Annotated in this window: 14 protein-coding genes; 11 read left to right on the top strand and 3 right to left on the bottom strand. The window is 75.1% G+C overall.

Going from position 1 to position 16,408, the window contains the following annotated elements:
* Positions 1–52 precede the first annotated feature (52 nt).
* The 7 genes from egtA to H7X46_RS15610 all read left to right on the top strand — a co-directional run bounded on the left by egtA (position 53) and on the right by H7X46_RS15610 (position 6,531).
* Positions 53–1,441: an ergothioneine biosynthesis glutamate--cysteine ligase EgtA gene (gene egtA, locus H7X46_RS15640; RefSeq protein ID WP_370588794.1), complete on the top strand. Its 1,389-nt coding sequence runs from the start codon at positions 53–55 to the stop codon at positions 1,439–1,441.
* Complete coding sequence (gene egtB, locus H7X46_RS15635) at positions 1,438–2,793, top strand: ergothioneine biosynthesis protein EgtB (RefSeq protein ID WP_186360103.1); 1,356 nt, start codon at positions 1,438–1,440, stop codon at positions 2,791–2,793. Before egtA ends, egtB begins: the two co-directional genes overlap by 4 nt.
* Before the next feature lie 3 nt (positions 2,794–2,796).
* Entirely contained in the window at positions 2,797–3,537 is a 741-nt protein-coding gene (egtC, locus tag H7X46_RS15630) for an ergothioneine biosynthesis protein EgtC (RefSeq protein ID WP_186360102.1), read from the top strand.
* A gap of 8 nt (positions 3,538–3,545) precedes the next feature.
* The gene (egtD, locus tag H7X46_RS15625) at positions 3,546–4,535 is read left to right on the top strand and encodes an L-histidine N(alpha)-methyltransferase (RefSeq protein ID WP_186360101.1); all 990 of its coding nucleotides are present in this window, start codon (positions 3,546–3,548) and stop codon (positions 4,533–4,535) included.
* 74 nt (positions 4,536–4,609) lie between these two features.
* Positions 4,610–5,020 (top strand): nuclear transport factor 2 family protein, encoded by a 411-nt coding sequence (locus H7X46_RS15620; RefSeq protein ID WP_186360100.1) that lies wholly within the window; start codon positions 4,610–4,612, stop codon positions 5,018–5,020.
* A 9-nt stretch (positions 5,021–5,029) separates the two neighbouring features.
* Entirely contained in the window at positions 5,030–5,446 is a 417-nt protein-coding gene (locus H7X46_RS30725) for a serine hydrolase (RefSeq protein ID WP_186360099.1), read from the top strand.
* Positions 5,443–6,531, top strand: a complete 1,089-nt coding sequence (locus H7X46_RS15610; RefSeq protein ID WP_186360098.1) for a serine hydrolase domain-containing protein — start codon at positions 5,443–5,445, stop codon at positions 6,529–6,531. Before H7X46_RS30725 ends, H7X46_RS15610 begins: the two co-directional genes overlap by 4 nt.
* 110 nt (positions 6,532–6,641) lie before the next feature.
* Here H7X46_RS15610 and H7X46_RS15605 read toward each other — a convergent pair whose 3' ends face one another.
* Both H7X46_RS15605 and H7X46_RS15600 read right to left on the bottom strand, forming a co-directional pair.
* Positions 6,642–8,081: an MFS transporter gene (locus H7X46_RS15605; protein ID WP_186360097.1), complete on the bottom strand. Its 1,440-nt coding sequence runs from the start codon at positions 8,079–8,081 to the stop codon at positions 6,642–6,644.
* Positions 8,078–9,262: a CaiB/BaiF CoA-transferase family protein gene (locus H7X46_RS15600; RefSeq protein ID WP_186360096.1), complete on the bottom strand. Its 1,185-nt coding sequence runs from the start codon at positions 9,260–9,262 to the stop codon at positions 8,078–8,080. The genes H7X46_RS15605 and H7X46_RS15600 overlap by 4 nt, the downstream gene beginning before the upstream one ends.
* A 75-nt stretch (positions 9,263–9,337) precedes the next feature.
* Here H7X46_RS15600 and H7X46_RS15595 point away from each other — a divergent pair, with 75 nt between their 5' ends.
* The gene (locus H7X46_RS15595; protein ID WP_255426144.1) at positions 9,338–9,796 is read left to right on the top strand and encodes a cupin domain-containing protein; all 459 of its coding nucleotides are present in this window, start codon (positions 9,338–9,340) and stop codon (positions 9,794–9,796) included.
* 19 nt (positions 9,797–9,815) lie between these two features.
* On the opposite strand, the gene H7X46_RS15590 is transcribed toward H7X46_RS15595, so the two are convergent.
* Positions 9,816–11,045, bottom strand: coding sequence for a CoA transferase (locus H7X46_RS15590; RefSeq protein WP_186360094.1), 1,230 nt, complete (start codon positions 11,043–11,045; stop codon positions 9,816–9,818).
* A 131-nt stretch (positions 11,046–11,176) separates the two neighbouring features.
* On the opposite strand from H7X46_RS15590, the gene fdh reads away from it, so the two are divergent.
* Genes fdh through nrfD form a run of 3 tightly spaced genes read left to right on the top strand, consistent with a single transcriptional unit; the run spans position 11,177 to position 16,398 of the window.
* The gene (fdh, locus tag H7X46_RS15580; RefSeq protein ID WP_370588793.1) at positions 11,177–14,398 is read left to right on the top strand and encodes a formate dehydrogenase; all 3,222 of its coding nucleotides are present in this window, start codon (positions 11,177–11,179) and stop codon (positions 14,396–14,398) included.
* The gene (locus H7X46_RS15575) at positions 14,399–15,334 is read left to right on the top strand and encodes a 4Fe-4S dicluster domain-containing protein (RefSeq protein ID WP_186360092.1); all 936 of its coding nucleotides are present in this window, start codon (positions 14,399–14,401) and stop codon (positions 15,332–15,334) included.
* Positions 15,331–16,398: an NrfD/PsrC family molybdoenzyme membrane anchor subunit gene (nrfD, locus tag H7X46_RS15570; RefSeq protein ID WP_186360091.1), complete on the top strand. Its 1,068-nt coding sequence runs from the start codon at positions 15,331–15,333 to the stop codon at positions 16,396–16,398. The genes H7X46_RS15575 and nrfD overlap by 4 nt, the downstream gene beginning before the upstream one ends.
* Positions 16,399–16,408 lie beyond the last annotated feature (10 nt).

The following is a 16,408-nucleotide window of genomic DNA, read 5'->3' as shown; positions in this document are numbered from 1 at the left end:
GAGCGCCGTCGAGGACCTGCGATCGTCGGACCCCGGGGGTAGCGTCGGCCGGGTGACGGTGGATCACGGGGGCACCGCATCGGGTGACGGCCGGCTCCGCAGCCGGGCCGCAGCGGAAGCGTACGTCGCCTCCGTCTGCTTCAAGCACGGGCCTCCGAGCAGGGTGGGTGTCGAGGTGGAGTGGATGCTCCACCGCCCCGACCGGCCCGGCGACCCGGTCGACCTGGACACCCTGCGAGCCGCGCTGGGCGTGCACACCCCGCCGGCACTCGATCCCGCCTCGCCGGGGCGCCCGCTGCCGGCCGGCGGCGTCGTCACCGTCGAGCCCGGCGGGCAGCTGGAGATCTCCAGCAGGCCCGCGGCCGGGCTGGCCGGGCTGATCGGTGACGTCACCGCCGACGCCGCGCACCTCCACGGCCTCGTCGCCCCGCTCGGCCTCCGCCCGCACCTGCGGGCCGCCGACCCGGTCCGCCCGGCCCGGCGCCTGCTCGACCTTCCCCGCTACGCCGCCATGGAGTGCGTGTTCGACCGGGTCGGTCCGCACGGCCGCAGCGGCATGTGCTCGACCGCCGCCGTCCAGGTCTGCCTGGACGCCGGCCCGGCCGGCACCGTGGCGGACCGCTGGGCCGTGCTGCACGAGCTCGGCCCGGTGCTCGTCGCGGCCTTCGCGAACTCCCCGGTCCAGCACGGCAGGCGCACCGGGTGGAAGTCGTCCCGGCAGGCGTGCTGGCTGAGCCTGGACCCCCGGCGCACCGCGCCGCCCGAGCCCGTCGCGGCGGGGGAGGACCCGGCGCGGGCCTGGGCCCGCCGGGTCGTCGACACCCCGCTGCTCTGCGTCCGGGGCAGCGGGTCGTGGGTGGTGCCTCCCGGGGTGACGTTCGCCCAGTGGGCCTCCGGTGACGCCCGCGGCGGCGTCCTCGACCGGCCACCGACCCTCGCCGACCTCGACTACCACATCTCGACGCTGTTCCCGCCGGTCCGCCCGCACGGCCACCTCGAGGTGCGTTACGTCGACGGCCAGGCCGGGGACGACTGGGCGCTGCCGGCCGCGGTGCTGCTGGCGCTGACGTCGTCGCCGGCCGTGGTCGACCGGGTCCGCGAGATCTGCGAGCCGGTCCGCGACGCCTGGGTGCCCGCCGCCCGCGACGCGCTCGCCGACCCGGCCCTCGCCGCCGCGGCGGCCGCGCTGTTCCCGCTGGCCCACGACGTGCTGGCCGACGGCGGGCACCCCCTGGTCGCCGCGCCGGTGCCGCTGCTGGCCCGGCTCCGCGAGGTCATCGAGCACCGGGTGCTGCGCGGGCGCTGCCCGGCCGACGACCTGCTGCCCCTGGAGGACGGGTGCGCACGCACCACGCTGCCCTTCCCGCCCGGCCTCCACGCCGAACCCGATCCCGCCGCGACCCCGCACCGCCGCCGCATCATCGAGGAGACCGTGCGATGACCGTCCAGCCCAGTACCGGCCCGGCCGCCCCCGGCGAGACCCCGGAGGCGATGCGTGCGCGGGCGGCCGCCCTGCTCGGCCGCGCCCGGGAGCGCAGCGCCCGCCTCACCGCACTCGACGACGGCGAGCTGACCGCGCAGCACTCCCCGCTGATGTCCCCGCTGGTCTGGGACCTCGCCCACATCGGCTCCCAGGAGGAGCTGTGGCTGGTCCGCGACGTCGGCGGCCGCGAGCCGCTGCGCCCGGAGATCGACGGCCTGTACGACGCCTTCCAGCACACCCGCTCGTCCCGGGTGGACCTGCCGCTGCTGACGCCGTCGGAGGCGCGGCAGTACGTCGGCGAGGTCCGGGACAAGGCCCTCGACGCGCTGGAGGGCAGCCCGTTGCGCGGCCGCCGGCTCGAGCAGGACGGCTTCGCGTTCGGCATGATCGTCCAGCACGAGCAGCAGCACGACGAGACCATGCTGGCCACCCACCAGCTGCGGGCGGGCGACCCGGTCCTCGAGGCCTCGCCGCCGCCCCGGCCCGCGGCCCCGGTGGACGTGGGCGCCGAGGTGCTCGTGCCCGCCGGGCCGTTCGAGATGGGCACCTCGGCCGAGCCGTGGGCGCTGGACAACGAGCGCCCCGTGCACACCGTCGACCTGCCCGCATACGTGATCGACACCTACCCGGTGACCAACGGCGAGTACGCCGCGTTCGTGGAGGCGGGCGGGTACGACGACCGTCGCCTGTGGACCGGCACCGGCTGGGAACACCGGGTCGCCGAGGGCCTGGCCGCGCCCCGGTTCTGGTTCCGCGACGCCGGCGGCGAGTGGTGGCGGCGCCGGTTCGGCGTCGTCGAGCCGGTGCCACCGGACGAGCCGGTCGTGCACGTGAGCTTCCACGAGGCGCAGGCCTACGCCCGCTGGGCCGGCAAGCGGCTACCCACCGAGGCCGAGTGGGAGAAGGCGGCCCGGTTCGACCCGGCGACCGGGCGCTCGCGCCGCTTCCCGTGGGGCGACGACGAGCCCGCCCCCCGGCACGCCAACCTCGGCCAGCGGCACCTGCAGCCCGCCCCGGCCGGCGCGTACCCCGCCGGGGCCTCGGCGCTCGGCGCGCACCAGATGCTCGGCGATGTCTGGGAGTGGTGCGACTCCGGCTGGCACCCGTACCCGGGCTTCACGATGTTCCCGTACCCCGAGTACTCGCAGGTGTTCTTCGGCGGGGACTACCGGGTCCTGCGCGGCGGCTCGTTCGGCACGGACCCGGCGGCGATCCGGGCGACCTTCCGGAACTGGGACCACCCGGTCCGCCGGCAGATCTTCTCCGGGTTCCGGCTGGCGCGTGACGCCCGCGCCGGTCTCGATATCTGAGCCGTGTGCCGGCACCTGGCCTACCTCGGCCCGCCCCGCACGCTCGCCGTGCTGCTGCTGGAACCGGAGCACGGGCTGCTCGCCCAGTCCTACGCCCCGGCCGACATGCGCGGCGGCGGCACGATCAACGCCGACGGCTTCGGCGCCGGCTGGTACCCCGCATCCGGTGCCGACCCGGTGCGGGTCCGGTCGGCGAAGCCGCTCTGGGCCGACACGTCGTTCGCCGCGCTGGCCGGGGCGACGTCGTCCGGGGCGGTGCTGGGCGCGGTCCGCTCGGCCACCGTCGGCATGCCCGTCGTGGAGACCGCGGCGGCCCCGTTCACCGACGGTCGCTGGCTGTTCAGCCACAACGGCGTCGTCCGCGGCTGGCCGGGCTCGCTCGCGTCCGCGGCCGCGGCCGTGCCGGTCACCGACCTGCTGACGCTGGACGCGCCGACCGACTCGGCGGCGCTGTGGGCGCTGGTCCGGGCCCGGCTGCGTGCCGGCGACGACCCGGCGGAGGTCCTGGCCACCACCTGCGAGCGGGTCGAGCGGGACGCGCCCGGCTCGCGGCTGAACCTCCTGCTGACCGACGGCTCGACGGTCTGGGCCACGGCCTGGTGGCACGCGCTCGCCGTCCGGACCGGCGGCGACCACACCACCGTGGCGTCCGAACCCACCCACGCGTTCCCCGACTGGATCCCGGTGCCCGACCGGCACCTCGTGGTGGCCCGCCCGGGCGGCCACGACCTCCACCCGATCTGAGGAGCAGTGTGTCCACTCCCGGCACGATCCGGCTCGACGTCCACCTCACCGGGGCCGACGCCGACGCGGCCCTGCGCGCCGACGTGGCCCGCGGCCTGACCGCGCGGCCCAAGGAGCTGCCGCCCAAGTGGTTCTACGACGCCCGCGGGTCCGCGCTCTTCGAGAAGATCACCGAGCTGCCCGAGTACTACCCGTTCCGGACCGAGCGCGCCCTGCTGGCCGACTCGGTCGCCGACATCGCGCGGTCCTCGGGCGCGGACACCGTCGTCGAGCTGGGGTCCGGCTCGTCGACCAAGACCCGGCTGCTGCTGGACGCGTTCGCCGCCGCCGGGACGCTGCGCCGCTACGTCCCGCAGGACGTGAGCGAGTCCGCGCTGCGCGGCGCCCTCGACGACCTGCGCGCGGCCTACCCGCGGCTCGCGCTGCACGGAGTGGTCGGTGACTTCACGACCGACCTGCACCGGCTGCCGGGTGCCGAGCCGGGCGGCCGGCGGATGATCGCGTTCCTGGGCGGGACGATCGGCAACCTGCTGCCCGGCCCCCGGGACGCGTTCCTCCGGCACGTGCGGAGCGTCCTGGCGCCGGGGGAGCAGCTGCTGCTCGGGACCGGGCTGGTCACCGACCCGGACCTGATGGTCGCCGCCTACGACGACGCCGCGGGCGTCACCGCCGAGTTCAACCGCAACGTCCTGCACGTCCTCAACCGCGAGCTGGGCGCCGACTTCGACGTCGAGGCCTTCTCCCACGTCGCGCTGTGGGACGCGGAGAACGAGTGGATCGAGATGCGGCTGCGGGCGGGCCGGGACATGCGGGTCCGGGTCGCCGAGCTGGACCTGGACGTCGGGTTCGCCGCGGGGGAGGAGCTGGCCACCGAGGTGTCGGCCAAGTTCCGCACCGAGGTCGTCGACGCGTTCGTCGTCGCGGCCGGGTTCGAGCCGACCCGGCGCTGGGTGGACCCGGAGCGGCGGTTCGCGCTGAACCTGCTCACGGCCGTCTGAGCTTCCCGAACGTTCAAGACACTGCTGCCGGTCCCTTCCTACGGTGAGCCGACCGCTCCACCGAGGAGGACACCATGACCGAGGCAGGCACATCCACCGCGCTCGAGCCCGAGCTCGTCGCCGTCGCCGACGGCTGGGCGCGCGCCATCGTCTCGAATGACGCGGCCCGGATCGGGGAGTACATGTCCGAGGACTGGGTGATCGTCTCCGAGAACGGTGTGGCGACCCGGGAGGAGTTCCTCGCGCTGGTCCGCTCCGGGGAGCTGACCCACTCGGCGATGGACCGGGTCGGCGACGCCCGGGTCCGCGGCTACGGCGACACGGCCGTCCTCACGATCCGCCAGACGAACACCGCGCACTTCCGCGGCCGGCGGTTCGACGCCGACGAGTGGGTGAGCGACGTCTTCGTCCGCCGGGCGGGCGGCTGGGCGTGCGTGCTCTCCCAGATCACCTCGGCCTTGCGGAATGACGTAATTACGGAATAACGTAGGCACGTGGTCGTCGCCCCGCCCGCGCACGCCGGCACCGCCCGCCGGGTCCTCGTCGCCGTGCTGGCCGGGGCGGTGCTCGGCGGCCTGCTGGGATGGCTGGTCGCCCCGGTCCCGGTGTCGCCGGGCCCGTCGAGCACCGGGGATCCCGCGCTCGCCGAACGGTTGCGGGCGGTGGCCGGGCCGGGACAGCACGGGCTGGCCGCCGCCCTCGTCGCGGGCGGTGCCGTCACGACCGCCGCCGTCGGGGACGACGGGCGGGGCACCGCGCTCACCGCGGCGACCCCGATGGAGATCGGCTCGGTGACCAAGACCGTCACCGGCGCGGTCCTGGCCGGCCTCGAACGGCGGGGCGTGGTCCGGGCCGGCGATCGGCTGCGGGACGTCGTCCCGGGACGGGAGTGGGCCCGATCGGCGACGTGACCCTGGCCGAGCTCGCGTCGCACCGCTCGGGGCTGCCGGTCCAGCCCGGTGGCCTGCGGATGCTGGTGGGCATCTGGGGCAACAACCTGTTCGGCCTGGCCCCGTGGCAGCCCGGCGTCGCGGAGCTGTTCGCCGCCGCCGACGCCGCCCCGCTCGGCCCGCGGGGCGAGACCGTGTACTCCAACCTCGGCACGGCGGTGCTCGGCCAGGCGCTCGCGGTGCGCGCCGGGACGCCCTACGAGGAGCTGGTGCGGCAGCTCGTCACCGGGCCGCTCGGCATGACCGCGACGACGATCCCGGACGGCGTCGCCCCGCCCGGTGCGACGGCCGGGCACGACACCGCGGGCCGGGTCCAGGAGCCGTGGATCGGCGCGGCCAACGCACCCGCCGGCTCCGGGGTGTTCTCCACCGTCACCGACCTGGTCCGCTACACCGGTGCGCTCGCCGACCCGGGATCGCCGGTCGCGGCCGCCGCCGTGCCGCGGTACCCGTCCGACTACGGCCGGATCGGGTACGGCTGGTACACCCTCGAGGTCGGCGGGCACACACTGATCTGGAAGAACGGCGGCTCCGGCGGGATGCGCTCCAGCATCCTGGTGGAGCCGTCGACCGGGCGGGCCGCGATCGTGCTGGGCAACTCCGAGGCCGGCGTGGACGGGGTCGCGGCCGAGCTGCTCGGCGTGCCGTCGCCGTTCGAGGCCCGCACCGCGGAGACGCCCTCGGGCGGGTTCGCGGCGCTCGGCCCGGTCCTGGTCGCGACCGCGTTCCCGGTCCTGGCCGGGCTGACGACGCTCGGCGCGGCCCGGGGCGGGTGGCGCCGCACGCCCCGGCGGGCGAGCCGGGCCGAGCTGCTCGCCGCGGCGGGCACCGCGGTGTTCTTCCTGTTCGTCGCCTGGACGGTGGACGCGACGGACGTGGCCCGGCTGCCGTGGTGGCTCGCCGGCTGCGTGCTCACCGGCGCCGGTGCCGGGCAGGCCGCGTGCCGGTGGCGGGGCGCCCCGGCCGGGACGGCCGGGCAGCGGGTGAACGCGGCGTTCTCGCTGCTGCTCGCCGGGGTCCCGCTGCTGGCGCTCCCGCTCCTGTGAGCCCGCCCGACTGCGCACCCACCCACGAAACGCTCACCGAACTCGAGAACGCTCGTGGAATCGCGTGAGCGGCGCCGGGTTGCGTGAGCGTTCGGGGTGCGGCCCGCGGGCTACGGCGCGCGGGTGCCCGGTTCCTGGCACGCATGCTGGACCCCCGGCAGCAGCTGCGGCCGGACGGCGGTGCCCCGGCGCACCGTCAGGAACCCGACGACCCCGCCGAGCATGCACAGCACCCCGGAGACCACCATGGCCCGGCCGAAGCCCGGACCGAGCGGCGCGTCCCCGCCACCCTCGAGACCGACCGCCAGGGGCAGCACGGCGACCGCGAGCAGGCCGGCGACCCGGGAGACGGCATTGTTGGCACCCGACGCGGCCCCGACGTGCTCCTCGGCGACCGAGGCGAGCACCGTCGAGGTCAGCGGCGCCACGGTGATCGCCATCCCCAGGCCGAACACGACGAGCCCGGGCAGCACCCCGGCCGCGTAGCTCGCGCCGGGCACGGCCCGCACCAGCAGGACGAGCCCGGTACCGGCCACGACCGGCCCGACGGTCATCGGCGCCCGCGGTCCGATCCGCTGGGCGAGCGCCCCGATCCGGCCGGACAGCAGCAGCATGATCACGGTGAAGGGCAGGAACGCCAGGCCCGCGGCCAGCGCGGAGTACCCGAGCGACTGCTGGAGCTGGAGGGCGAGCAGGAACAGCGCACCGCCGAGCCCGGTGTACACGGCGAGGGTCACCAGGTTGGCGCCGGTGAACTGGGCGGACCGGAACAGTGACAGCGGGATCAGCGGTGCGCTCGCGTACCGCTCGACCAGCGGGAACGCCGCCAGCGCGAGAACACCGGCCACCGCCGCCCCACCCGTGACGGCCGTCAGGCCCGCCACCGGGATCTCGATCAGCGCGTAGACCACCCCGCCGAGACCGGCCGTGACCGCGGCCGCCCCGGCGAGATCGAGGCGTCCGGGCGCGCCGGCCCGGGTCTCCGGCACGTGGCGCACCGTCACGACGAACGCGACGGCGGCCAGCGGCACGTTCAGCAGGAAGATCCAGCGCCACGAGGCGGTGTCGACCAGCCAGCCGCCGACGAACGGCCCCAGCGCGGCGGCGACCCCGCTGAGCCCGGCCCAGCGGCCGATCGCGCGTCCCCGGTCCTCCCGCCGGACCGTCGAGTCGATCAGTGCGAGGCTGCCGGGGATCAGCAGCGCACCGCCGACTCCCTGCACCAGCCGGGTGAGGATCAGGACCGGGCCGGACGGGGCGAACCCGCACCCGAGCGAGGCGACGGTGAACAGGACCAGCCCGGCCAGGAACACCCGCCGCCGGCCGTACCGGTCGCCGAGCGCCCCGCCGAGCAGCAGCAACGCGCTCAACGTGAGCAGGTAGCCGTCGAGCACCCACTGCAGGACGCTGAACCCGCCCCCGAGCTCCCGGCCGATCGCCGGCAGGGCCACGTTGACCACGGACCCGTCGAGGAACGCGACGCCCGACCCCAGCGCGGCGGCCACGACGAGCCACCGCCCCGGCACCGACGCCAGGGGCAGGCCGGTCATACGACCCCGGCGGCGCGCAGCTCGGCCACCCGGTGGCCGCGGCCCAGCTCGTGCAGGATGGCGTCGGTGTGGGCGCCCAGCGCGGGGACGTCACCCATCACCGGTGCGACACCGGAGAGGTCCGCCGGGGGGCGGAGCGCCCGCATCGTCCCGCCCGGCACGCCGATCTCGTGCCAGCGGCCACGCTCGGCGAGTACCGGGTGGGTCGCCAGGTCGGCGACGTCGTTGATCCCGGCGTTGGCGATCCCCGCGGCGTCGAGCAGGTCCACCGCCTCGGTGGTGGGGAGCGCGGCCAGCCGGGCCGAGATCAGCTTCTCGAGCTCGTCGCGGTGCGCGACCCGGTCGGAGTTGGTGACGAACCGGGGGTCGTCGGCGACCGCGTCGTCACCGAGGACGTCGGTGCACAGCCGCCACCACTCGCGGTCGTTCTGCACGACCAGCAGGATCGTGCCGTCGGCGGTGCCGAACGGGCCGTACGGGGCGATGGTGGCGTGCCGGGCGCCGGAACGCGGTGGCGTCGTGCCGGAGTAGGTGGCGTAGTAGGCCGGGTGGCCCATCCACTCGGCGAGGGCCTCGAACAGCGACACCTCGACCGCGGACACCGCACCGGTGGTGGCCCGGCGCAGCAGGGCGGCGAGGATGCCCGAGTAGGCGTACATGCCGGCGGCGATGTCGGCGACCGAGATGCCGGCCTTGACCATCTCGCCGGGGGTGCCGGTCACCGACAGCAGCCCGGCCTCGCACTGGACGAGCAGGTCGTAGGCCTTGCGGCCGGCCCACGGCCCGGTGGAACCCCAGCCGGTGACCGAGCAGGGGATCACCCTCGGGTGGTGCCGCGCGAGCGTGTCCGCGTCGAGGCCGAGCCGGGCCGCGGCGCCCGGGCCGAGGTTCTGCACCAGCACGTCGGCGCCCTCGAGGAGGTCGGTGAGGATCCGCGCGCCCTCGTCGGACTTGAGGTCCAGCGTCAGCGACTCCTTGCCCCGGTTGAGCCACACGAAGTAGCTGGCGTTGCCGTGCACGGCCTCGTCGTAGCCGCGGGCGAAGTCGCCGCCGTCCGGGCGCTCGACCTTGATGACGCGGGCGCCGAGGTCGGCGAGCTGGCGGGTGGCGAACGGGGCGGCGACCGCCTGCTCCAGGCTGACGACGGTGATGCCGTCCAGCGGCGGTGCTGCGGTGGTCATGGCGGTCCTCTCAGCTCCACGGCGTGCCGATCATCGAGTGTGGGCCATCCGGGGACGATGTGCGAAGGTCGGGCCATGGCCACCGACTGGCGCCACGACGGCGTCCGCGTCATCCCGGGCGACGCCCTCGACACGAACACCCCGCAGACCCCCGGCATGCACCGGGCCGCCGCGGTCACCCACCACCGGGCCGGTGCACGGAAGCTGTGGGCCGGGACCGTCACGATCCACCCCGGCGCCCGCACCGGTGCCCACCACCACGGCGAGCTGGAGAGCGTGATCTACGTGGTCCGCGGCCGGGCCAGGATGCGGTGGGGCGAGAACCTGGAGTTCACCGCCGAGGCCGGGCCGGGCGGGTTCATCTTCGTGCCGCCCTACGTGCCGCACCAGGAGATCAACGCGCTCGACGACGAGCCCCTCGAATGCGTGCTGACCCGCTCCGGCCAGGAACCGGTCGTGGTGAACCTCGACATCGACGGCGTCCCGGAACCGGAGCACGTGCCCTGGATCGACCCCGGACACCCGCACGGCTGACCTCCGGCGGTCGACCGGCTCAGGCGACGACGCCGCGGTCGTGCAGCGCGCCGATCTCGGTGGCGGACAGGCCGAGCTCGTCGGCGAGGATCTGGTCGGTCTCGCGGCCCAGCTGCGGTGCGGCGCCGGGGTCGCCGTGCTCGCCGTTCCAGCGGATCGGGGTGCGGGCGGTGATCGCGGTGGGACCGCCGGGCAGGGGATGGTCGGCGAGTACGGGGTGGGTGCCGGCCCGGTGCCGGTCGACGACGTGGGTCATGGGCTGGTACTGGCCCCACAGCACGCGGGCGCGGTTGAGCTCGGACTCGACGGTGACCGAGTCGCGGGCGAGGAACCAGGGTTTGAGGACGGCGGCGATGGTGTCGCGCAGCCGGTAGCGCTCGGTCTCGTCGGTGAGGTCGGCGTCGAGGGCCTTCTCGAGGGCGGTGAACACGGCGTCGGTGCCGGTGACGGTGACCAGCGCGGTCCACTGGCCGGGGGTGAGGGCGACGACCATGACGCGGTGGCCGTCGGAGCAGGCGAAGTCGGTGCCGAAGCTGCCGTAGACGTGGTTGCCGTGGCGGGGGCGGTCGTGGCCGGCTTCGGCGGCCTCGGAGAGCCAGCCGAGGTTGGCGACACCGGCCAGGGCGACGTCGGCGAGGGCGATCTCGGAGTAGACGCCGGCCCCGGTGCGGGTGCGCTGGTGCAGGGCGGCCAGCACGGTGGTGGAGACGGTGAGCCCGGTGACCAGGTCCCAGGCGGGCAGCACGTGGTTGACCGGGGCGCCACCCTCCTCGCTGCCGGTGATCTGCGGGATGCCGACCTCGGCGTTGACGGTGTAGTCGACGGCGGGCCGGCCGTCGGGGTAGCCCTGGACGCGGACGTGGATCAGGTCCGGGCGGCGGGCGACGAGGGCGTCGTTGGCCATCCAGCGGCGGCCGACGACGTTGTCGACGAGGATGCCGCGGTCGGTGCCGGGCGCGGTGGCCAGGGCGAGGACGAGCTCGCGGCCCTGATCGGAGCGCATGTCGACGGTGATCGAGCGCTTGCCCTGGTTGAGCGAGGCCCAGTAGTAGGACGGACCGGTGCCGTGCCCGGCGGCGGGCCAGCGTCCGTGGTCGGGGCCGCCGCCGATCGGGTCGATCCGGATGACCGAGGCGCCGAGCTGGGCGAGGGTCATGCCGCCGGTGGGTCCGGCGACGAAGCTGGCGCATTCGACGACCCGCAGGCCGTCCAGCGGGCGGTCGGGTCTCTGCCGCGGTCCTGTCGTCACGTCCGGTCGCGCTCCTCGGGTCGGGTCGTTCCCCTCATCCTGCCCGGGGCGCGCGGGACGGGCGAGCACGCCCGGCCGGCGGTCCGCGGGGCATCCCGTTTGGACTCCGGTGTGCCGGGAACGCTGCCCTCGTGGGGATGCGTGAGTGGTTGCAGTCATGGCCGGCCGCCCGCCAGCTGACCGGGCAGGACCCGCTCGGGCGGGGGGCGGCGGCCCGGTCGCCGGGCACCGACCGGAAGATCGCCCGCACCGCGCTGGCCGACGGCGTCACGAAGTCGGTCTGCCCGTTCTGCGCGGTCGGGTGCGGCCAGAACGTCTACACCGAGAACGGCCGGGTCACCCACGTCGAGGGCGATCCGGACTCGCCGATCAGCCGCGGGCGGCTGTGCCCGAAGGGCTCGTCGACGCTGTCGCTGGTCACCTCCCCGCAGCGGCCGGCCCGGGTCCGGTACCGGCGGCCGTACGGCACCGAGTGGGAGGACCTCGACCTCGACACCGCGCTGGAGATGATCACCGACCGGGTGCTGGAGACCCGCAGGCGGACCTGGGAGGACGTCGACGATCTCGGGCGGCACCTGCACCGCACCATGGGCATCGCGAGCCTCGGAGGAGCGACCCTCGACAACGAGGAGAACTACCTCATGAAGAAGCTCTACACCGCGATGGGCGCGGTGCAGGTGGAGAACCAGGCCCGCATTTGACACTCCTCCACGGTTCCCGGTCTGGGAGCCTCCTTCGGTCGTGGCGGCGCGACCAACTACCAGCAGGACCTGGTCAACTCCGACTGCATCGTGATCCAGGGCTCGAACATGGCCGAGGCCCACCCGGTGGGCTTCCAGTGGGTGATGGAGGCGAAGCGGCGGGGCGCGACGGTGATCCACGTCGACCCGCGGTTCACCCGGACCTCGGCGGTGGCGGACCTGCACGTCCCGATCCGGGCGGGCAGCGACATCGCGTTCCTCGGCGGGCTGATCCGGTACGTGCTGGAGAACGACCTGTGGTTCGACGAGTTCGTCCGCGCGTACACGAACGCCCCGATGCTCGTCTCCGAGGAGTTCCGGGACACCGAGGAGCTGGCCGGGCTGTTCTCCGGCTACGACCCGGAGACCGGCCGCTACGACGTCGTCACCTGGCAGTACGACTCCGCCGAGATCGAGGCGTCGGCCGGCTTCCGTGACGAGCGGAGCGCGATACAGCAGCACGAGCGCGCCGAGATCTCCGGGTCCGGCGGCGCGCCGTTCGCCGGCACCCCCACCCGGGACGACACGCTGCAGCATCCGCGGTGCGTGTTCCAGGTGCTCAAGCGGCACTACGCCCGCTACACCCCCGAGCTGGTCGAGCAGGTGTGCGGCATCGACCGGGCCACGTTCGCCCGGGTCGCCGAGGCGCTGACGTCGAACTCGGGCCGGGACCGGACCGCCGCGTTCTGCTACGCGGTCGGCTGGACCCACCACACCGTCGGCGTCCAGTACATCCGGGCGGCATCGGTGCTGCAGGCGCTGCTGGGCAACGTCGGCCGGCCGGGCGGCGGGATCCTCGCGCTGCGCGGGCACGCGTCCATCCAGGGCTCCACCGACATCCCGACGCTGTTCGACCTGCTGCCCGGCTACATCCCGATGCCGCACGCGCACCGCGAGCAGGACATCGACACGTTCGTCGAGCACAACTCGGGTCGCAAGGGCTACTGGGCCCACATGGACACCTACCTGGTGAGCCTGCTCAAGGCCTGGTTCGGTGATGCGGCCACCCGCGAGAACGAGTTCTGCTTCGACCACCTGCCGCGGCTCACCGGGGACCACTCGACGTTCCCGACGGTGATGGCCCAGGCCCGCGGCGAGGTGCCGGGGTACTTCGTGATCGGGGAGAACCCGGCGGTCGGCACCGCGAACTCGCGCCAGCAGCGGCTCGGGCTCGCGGGCCTCGAGTGGCTGGTCGTCCGGGACCTCAACATGATCGAGACGGCGACGTTCTGGAAGGACGGCCCGGAGATCGAGACGGGGGAGCTCCGCACCTCCGACATCGGCACCGAGGTGTTCTTCCTGCCCGCGGCGAACCACACCGAGAAGGACGGCACGTTCACCAACACCCAGCGGCTGCTGCAGTGGCACCACAAGGCCGTCGAGCCGCCCGGGGACTGCCGCAGCGACCTGTGGTTCTACTACGAGCTGGGCCGGCGGCTGAAGGAGCGCGTCGCGGGGTCCACCGACCCGCGCGACCGCCCGTTGCAGGACCTGACCTGGGACTACCCGGTCGAGGTCGGGCCCACCGGGATCGCCGAGCCGAGCGCCGACGCGGTGCTGCGCGAGATCAACGGCTGGGACGCGGACGGGACGCTGCTGCCGGCGTACACGGCGATGAAGGCCGACGGCTCGACCGCGGCCGGTTGCTGGATCTACACCGGCGTCTACGCCGACGGCGTCAACCAGAGCATGCGCCGCCGGCCCGGCCGCGAGCAGGACCTGCTGGCCCACGAGTGGGGCTGGGCCTGGCCGGCGAACCGCCGGGTGCTCTACAACCGTGCCTCCGCGGACCCGGACGGCAACCCGTGGAGCGAGCGGAAGAAGCTCGTCTGGTGGGACGGCGAGCGCTGGACCGGCGACGACGTCCCCGACTTCCCGGCGACCACCGCCCCGGGCTACGTGCCGGAGTCCGAGGAGCAGGGCGCGGACTCGATCGCCGGGAACGAGCCGTTCGTCATGCAGGGCGACGGCCGGGCCTGGCTGTACGCGCCGGCGGGGCTGCTCGACGGGCCGATGCCCACGCACTACGAGCCGCAGGAGTCACCGGTGCCGAACGTGCTGTATCCCGCGCAGCGGGCGAACCCGGCCCGCCAGCAGTTCCCCGGCCCGGAGAACATCTACAACCCACCCGGTGATCACTTCCCGTACGTGTTCACCACGTTCCGGGTCACCGAGCACCACACCGCGGGCGGGATGAGCCGGTGGACGCCGCACCTCAACGAGCTGTTCCCGGAGATGTTCCTGGAGGTCTCGCCCCAGCTCGCCGCCGAGCGCGGCCTCACCGACAACGACTGGGCGCACGTGGTCACGGCACGGTCCGCGGTGGAGGGCCGGGTGGTGGTCACCGAGCGTGCGACGCCGCTGCGGGTGGCCGACGGCAACGGGGGAACCCGGGTGATCCACCAGATCGGGGTGCCGTGGCACTGGGGCGAGAACGGCCTGTCCACCGGGGACGCGGCCAACGAGCTCCTGTCGGTCGCCCTCGACCCGAACGTGCACATCATGGAGACGAAGGCCGCGACCTGCGACATCCGCCCCGGGCGGCGGCCGCGCGGGCCCGCCCTCGTCACCTACCTCGCCGACCGCCGGCGCGCCGCCGGCCTGGAGGACTAGATGGGTGCCCATTCCCTGTACGGGCCGCTGGCCGACCCCAGCGCCGACGCCGGCTACCCGGACGACCACCCGTCCCGGGTCGGCTTCTTCACCGACACCAGCGTCTGCATCGGGTGCAAGGCCTGCGAGGTCGCCTGCAAGGAGTGGAACGCGCTCCCGGCCGACGGCGTGACCGACCGGGGCGCCGGCGGCGACGTCCTCGGCATGGCCGGGATGGGGTACGACAACACCGGCGGGCTCGGGGCCTCGACCTACCGGCACGTGGCGTTCGTCGAGCAGCGGGTGCCGGCCTCCCGGGCGGCGCAGACCGACCTCGGGATGCCGTCGATGGACCTGCCGGGTGCGGACGGGTCCGGCGGCGACGCCACCGAGGTCCGGTGGCTGATGTCGTCGGACGTCTGCAAGCACTGCACGCACGCCGCCTGCCTGGACGTCTGCCCGACGGGGTCGCTGATCCGCACCGAGCACGGCACCGTCCTGGTGCAGGAGGACATCTGCAACGGGTGCGGCTACTGCATCCCCGCCTGCCCGTACGGGGTGATCGACCAGCGGCCCGGCGACGGCCGCGCGTTCAAGTGCACGATGTGCCAGGACCGGCTCGGCTCCGGGCTCGCCCCGGCCTGCGCGACGGCCTGCCCGACCGAGTCGATCCAGTTCGGACCGCTCGACGAGCTGCGCGAGCGGGCCGACGCCCGGGTCGCGGAGCTGCAGGAACAGGGCGTGACCGAGGCCAGGCTCTACGGCCACGACCCGGACGACGGCGTCGGCGGTGACGGCGCGTTCTTCCTGCTCCTCGACGAACCGGAGGTCTACGGGCTGCCCCCGGACCCGGTGGTGACCACCCGGGACCTGCCGTCGATGTGGCGGCACGCCGCCGCGGCCGCGCTGACGGTGGCCGGCACGGTCGCTGCCGCCTTCCTGGGAGCCCGCCGGTGACCGGGGCGGAGCGGGACCGGGCGGACGGCGCGGCGGCCCCGGCGACCAGCGGAGCCCGGCGGCCCGGCCGGCACCGGCGTCGCGGGGAGCAGGAGCTCGTGCCGGACGCCGAGTTCCGCAGCTACCACGACCGCCCGATCATCAAGCCGCCGGTGTGGAAGGTGCCCGACGTCCCCGCCTACCTCTACCTCGGCGGGACGGCCGGGGTGGCGGCGTCGCTGGCGGCGCTGGGCGACCTCACCGGGCGGGCCGGCCTGCGCCGCAGCGGGCGGATGGTGTCGGCCGGTGGGGCGGTCGCGTCGGTGGCGTTCCTCATCCACGACCTGGGCCGGCCGGAACGCTTCCTGAACATGATGCGGGTGATCAAACCGACCTCGCCGCTGTCGGTCGGCTCCTGGATCCTCGCCCCGTTCGGCACGGCCACCGGCGCGGCCGCCGCGTCCGAGGTGACCGGGCTGCTGCCCGGCACCGGGCGGGCCGCGGGGCTCGCCGCCGGCGTCCTCGGCCCCGCGATGACGACCTACACCGCGGTGCTGCTGGCCGACACCGCGGTGCCCGGCTGGCACGAGGCCTACCGGGAGCTGCCGTTCGTGTTCGCCGGGTCGGCGCTCGCAGCCGGCGGCGGGTCGGCGCTGGTCACCGGGTACGGCGACGGCCCGCCCCGCCGGGTCGCCGTCGCCGGGGCGGCACTGGAGCTGGCGGCGACGCACCGCCTGGAGACGACGATCGGGACGAGCGCGCGGGCGTACCGCACCGGGCGGGCGGGCCGGGTGCTGCGCGCCGCGCGGGCCGCGACCGTCGCGGGGGCGGCCGCGGCGCTGGCCGGGCCGGTCGCCGATCGCGTCGCCCGGCGCGCGCCGCGCCGCAGGCGCTGGCTGGACGCGGCCGCCGGGCTGCTGCTCAACGCGGGCTCCGCCGCGACCCGGTGGGGGGTGTTCGACGCCGGGATGGCCACCGCGTGGGACCCCGCGTACACGGTCGTCCCGCAGCGGGAACGGCTGCGCCGCCGCGAGGCCGCCGGCGCGCCGGATGCGGACCCGCCGGCCGGCCGCCGGGACGGGTAGGGGACGGCGA

This window comes from Pseudonocardia sp. C8, assembly GCF_014267175.1.
GTDB lineage: Bacteria > Actinomycetota > Actinomycetes > Mycobacteriales > Pseudonocardiaceae > Pseudonocardia.
The sequence above is the reverse complement of the archived record's forward strand: the minus strand, read 5'-3'. Positions and strand labels throughout refer to the sequence as shown.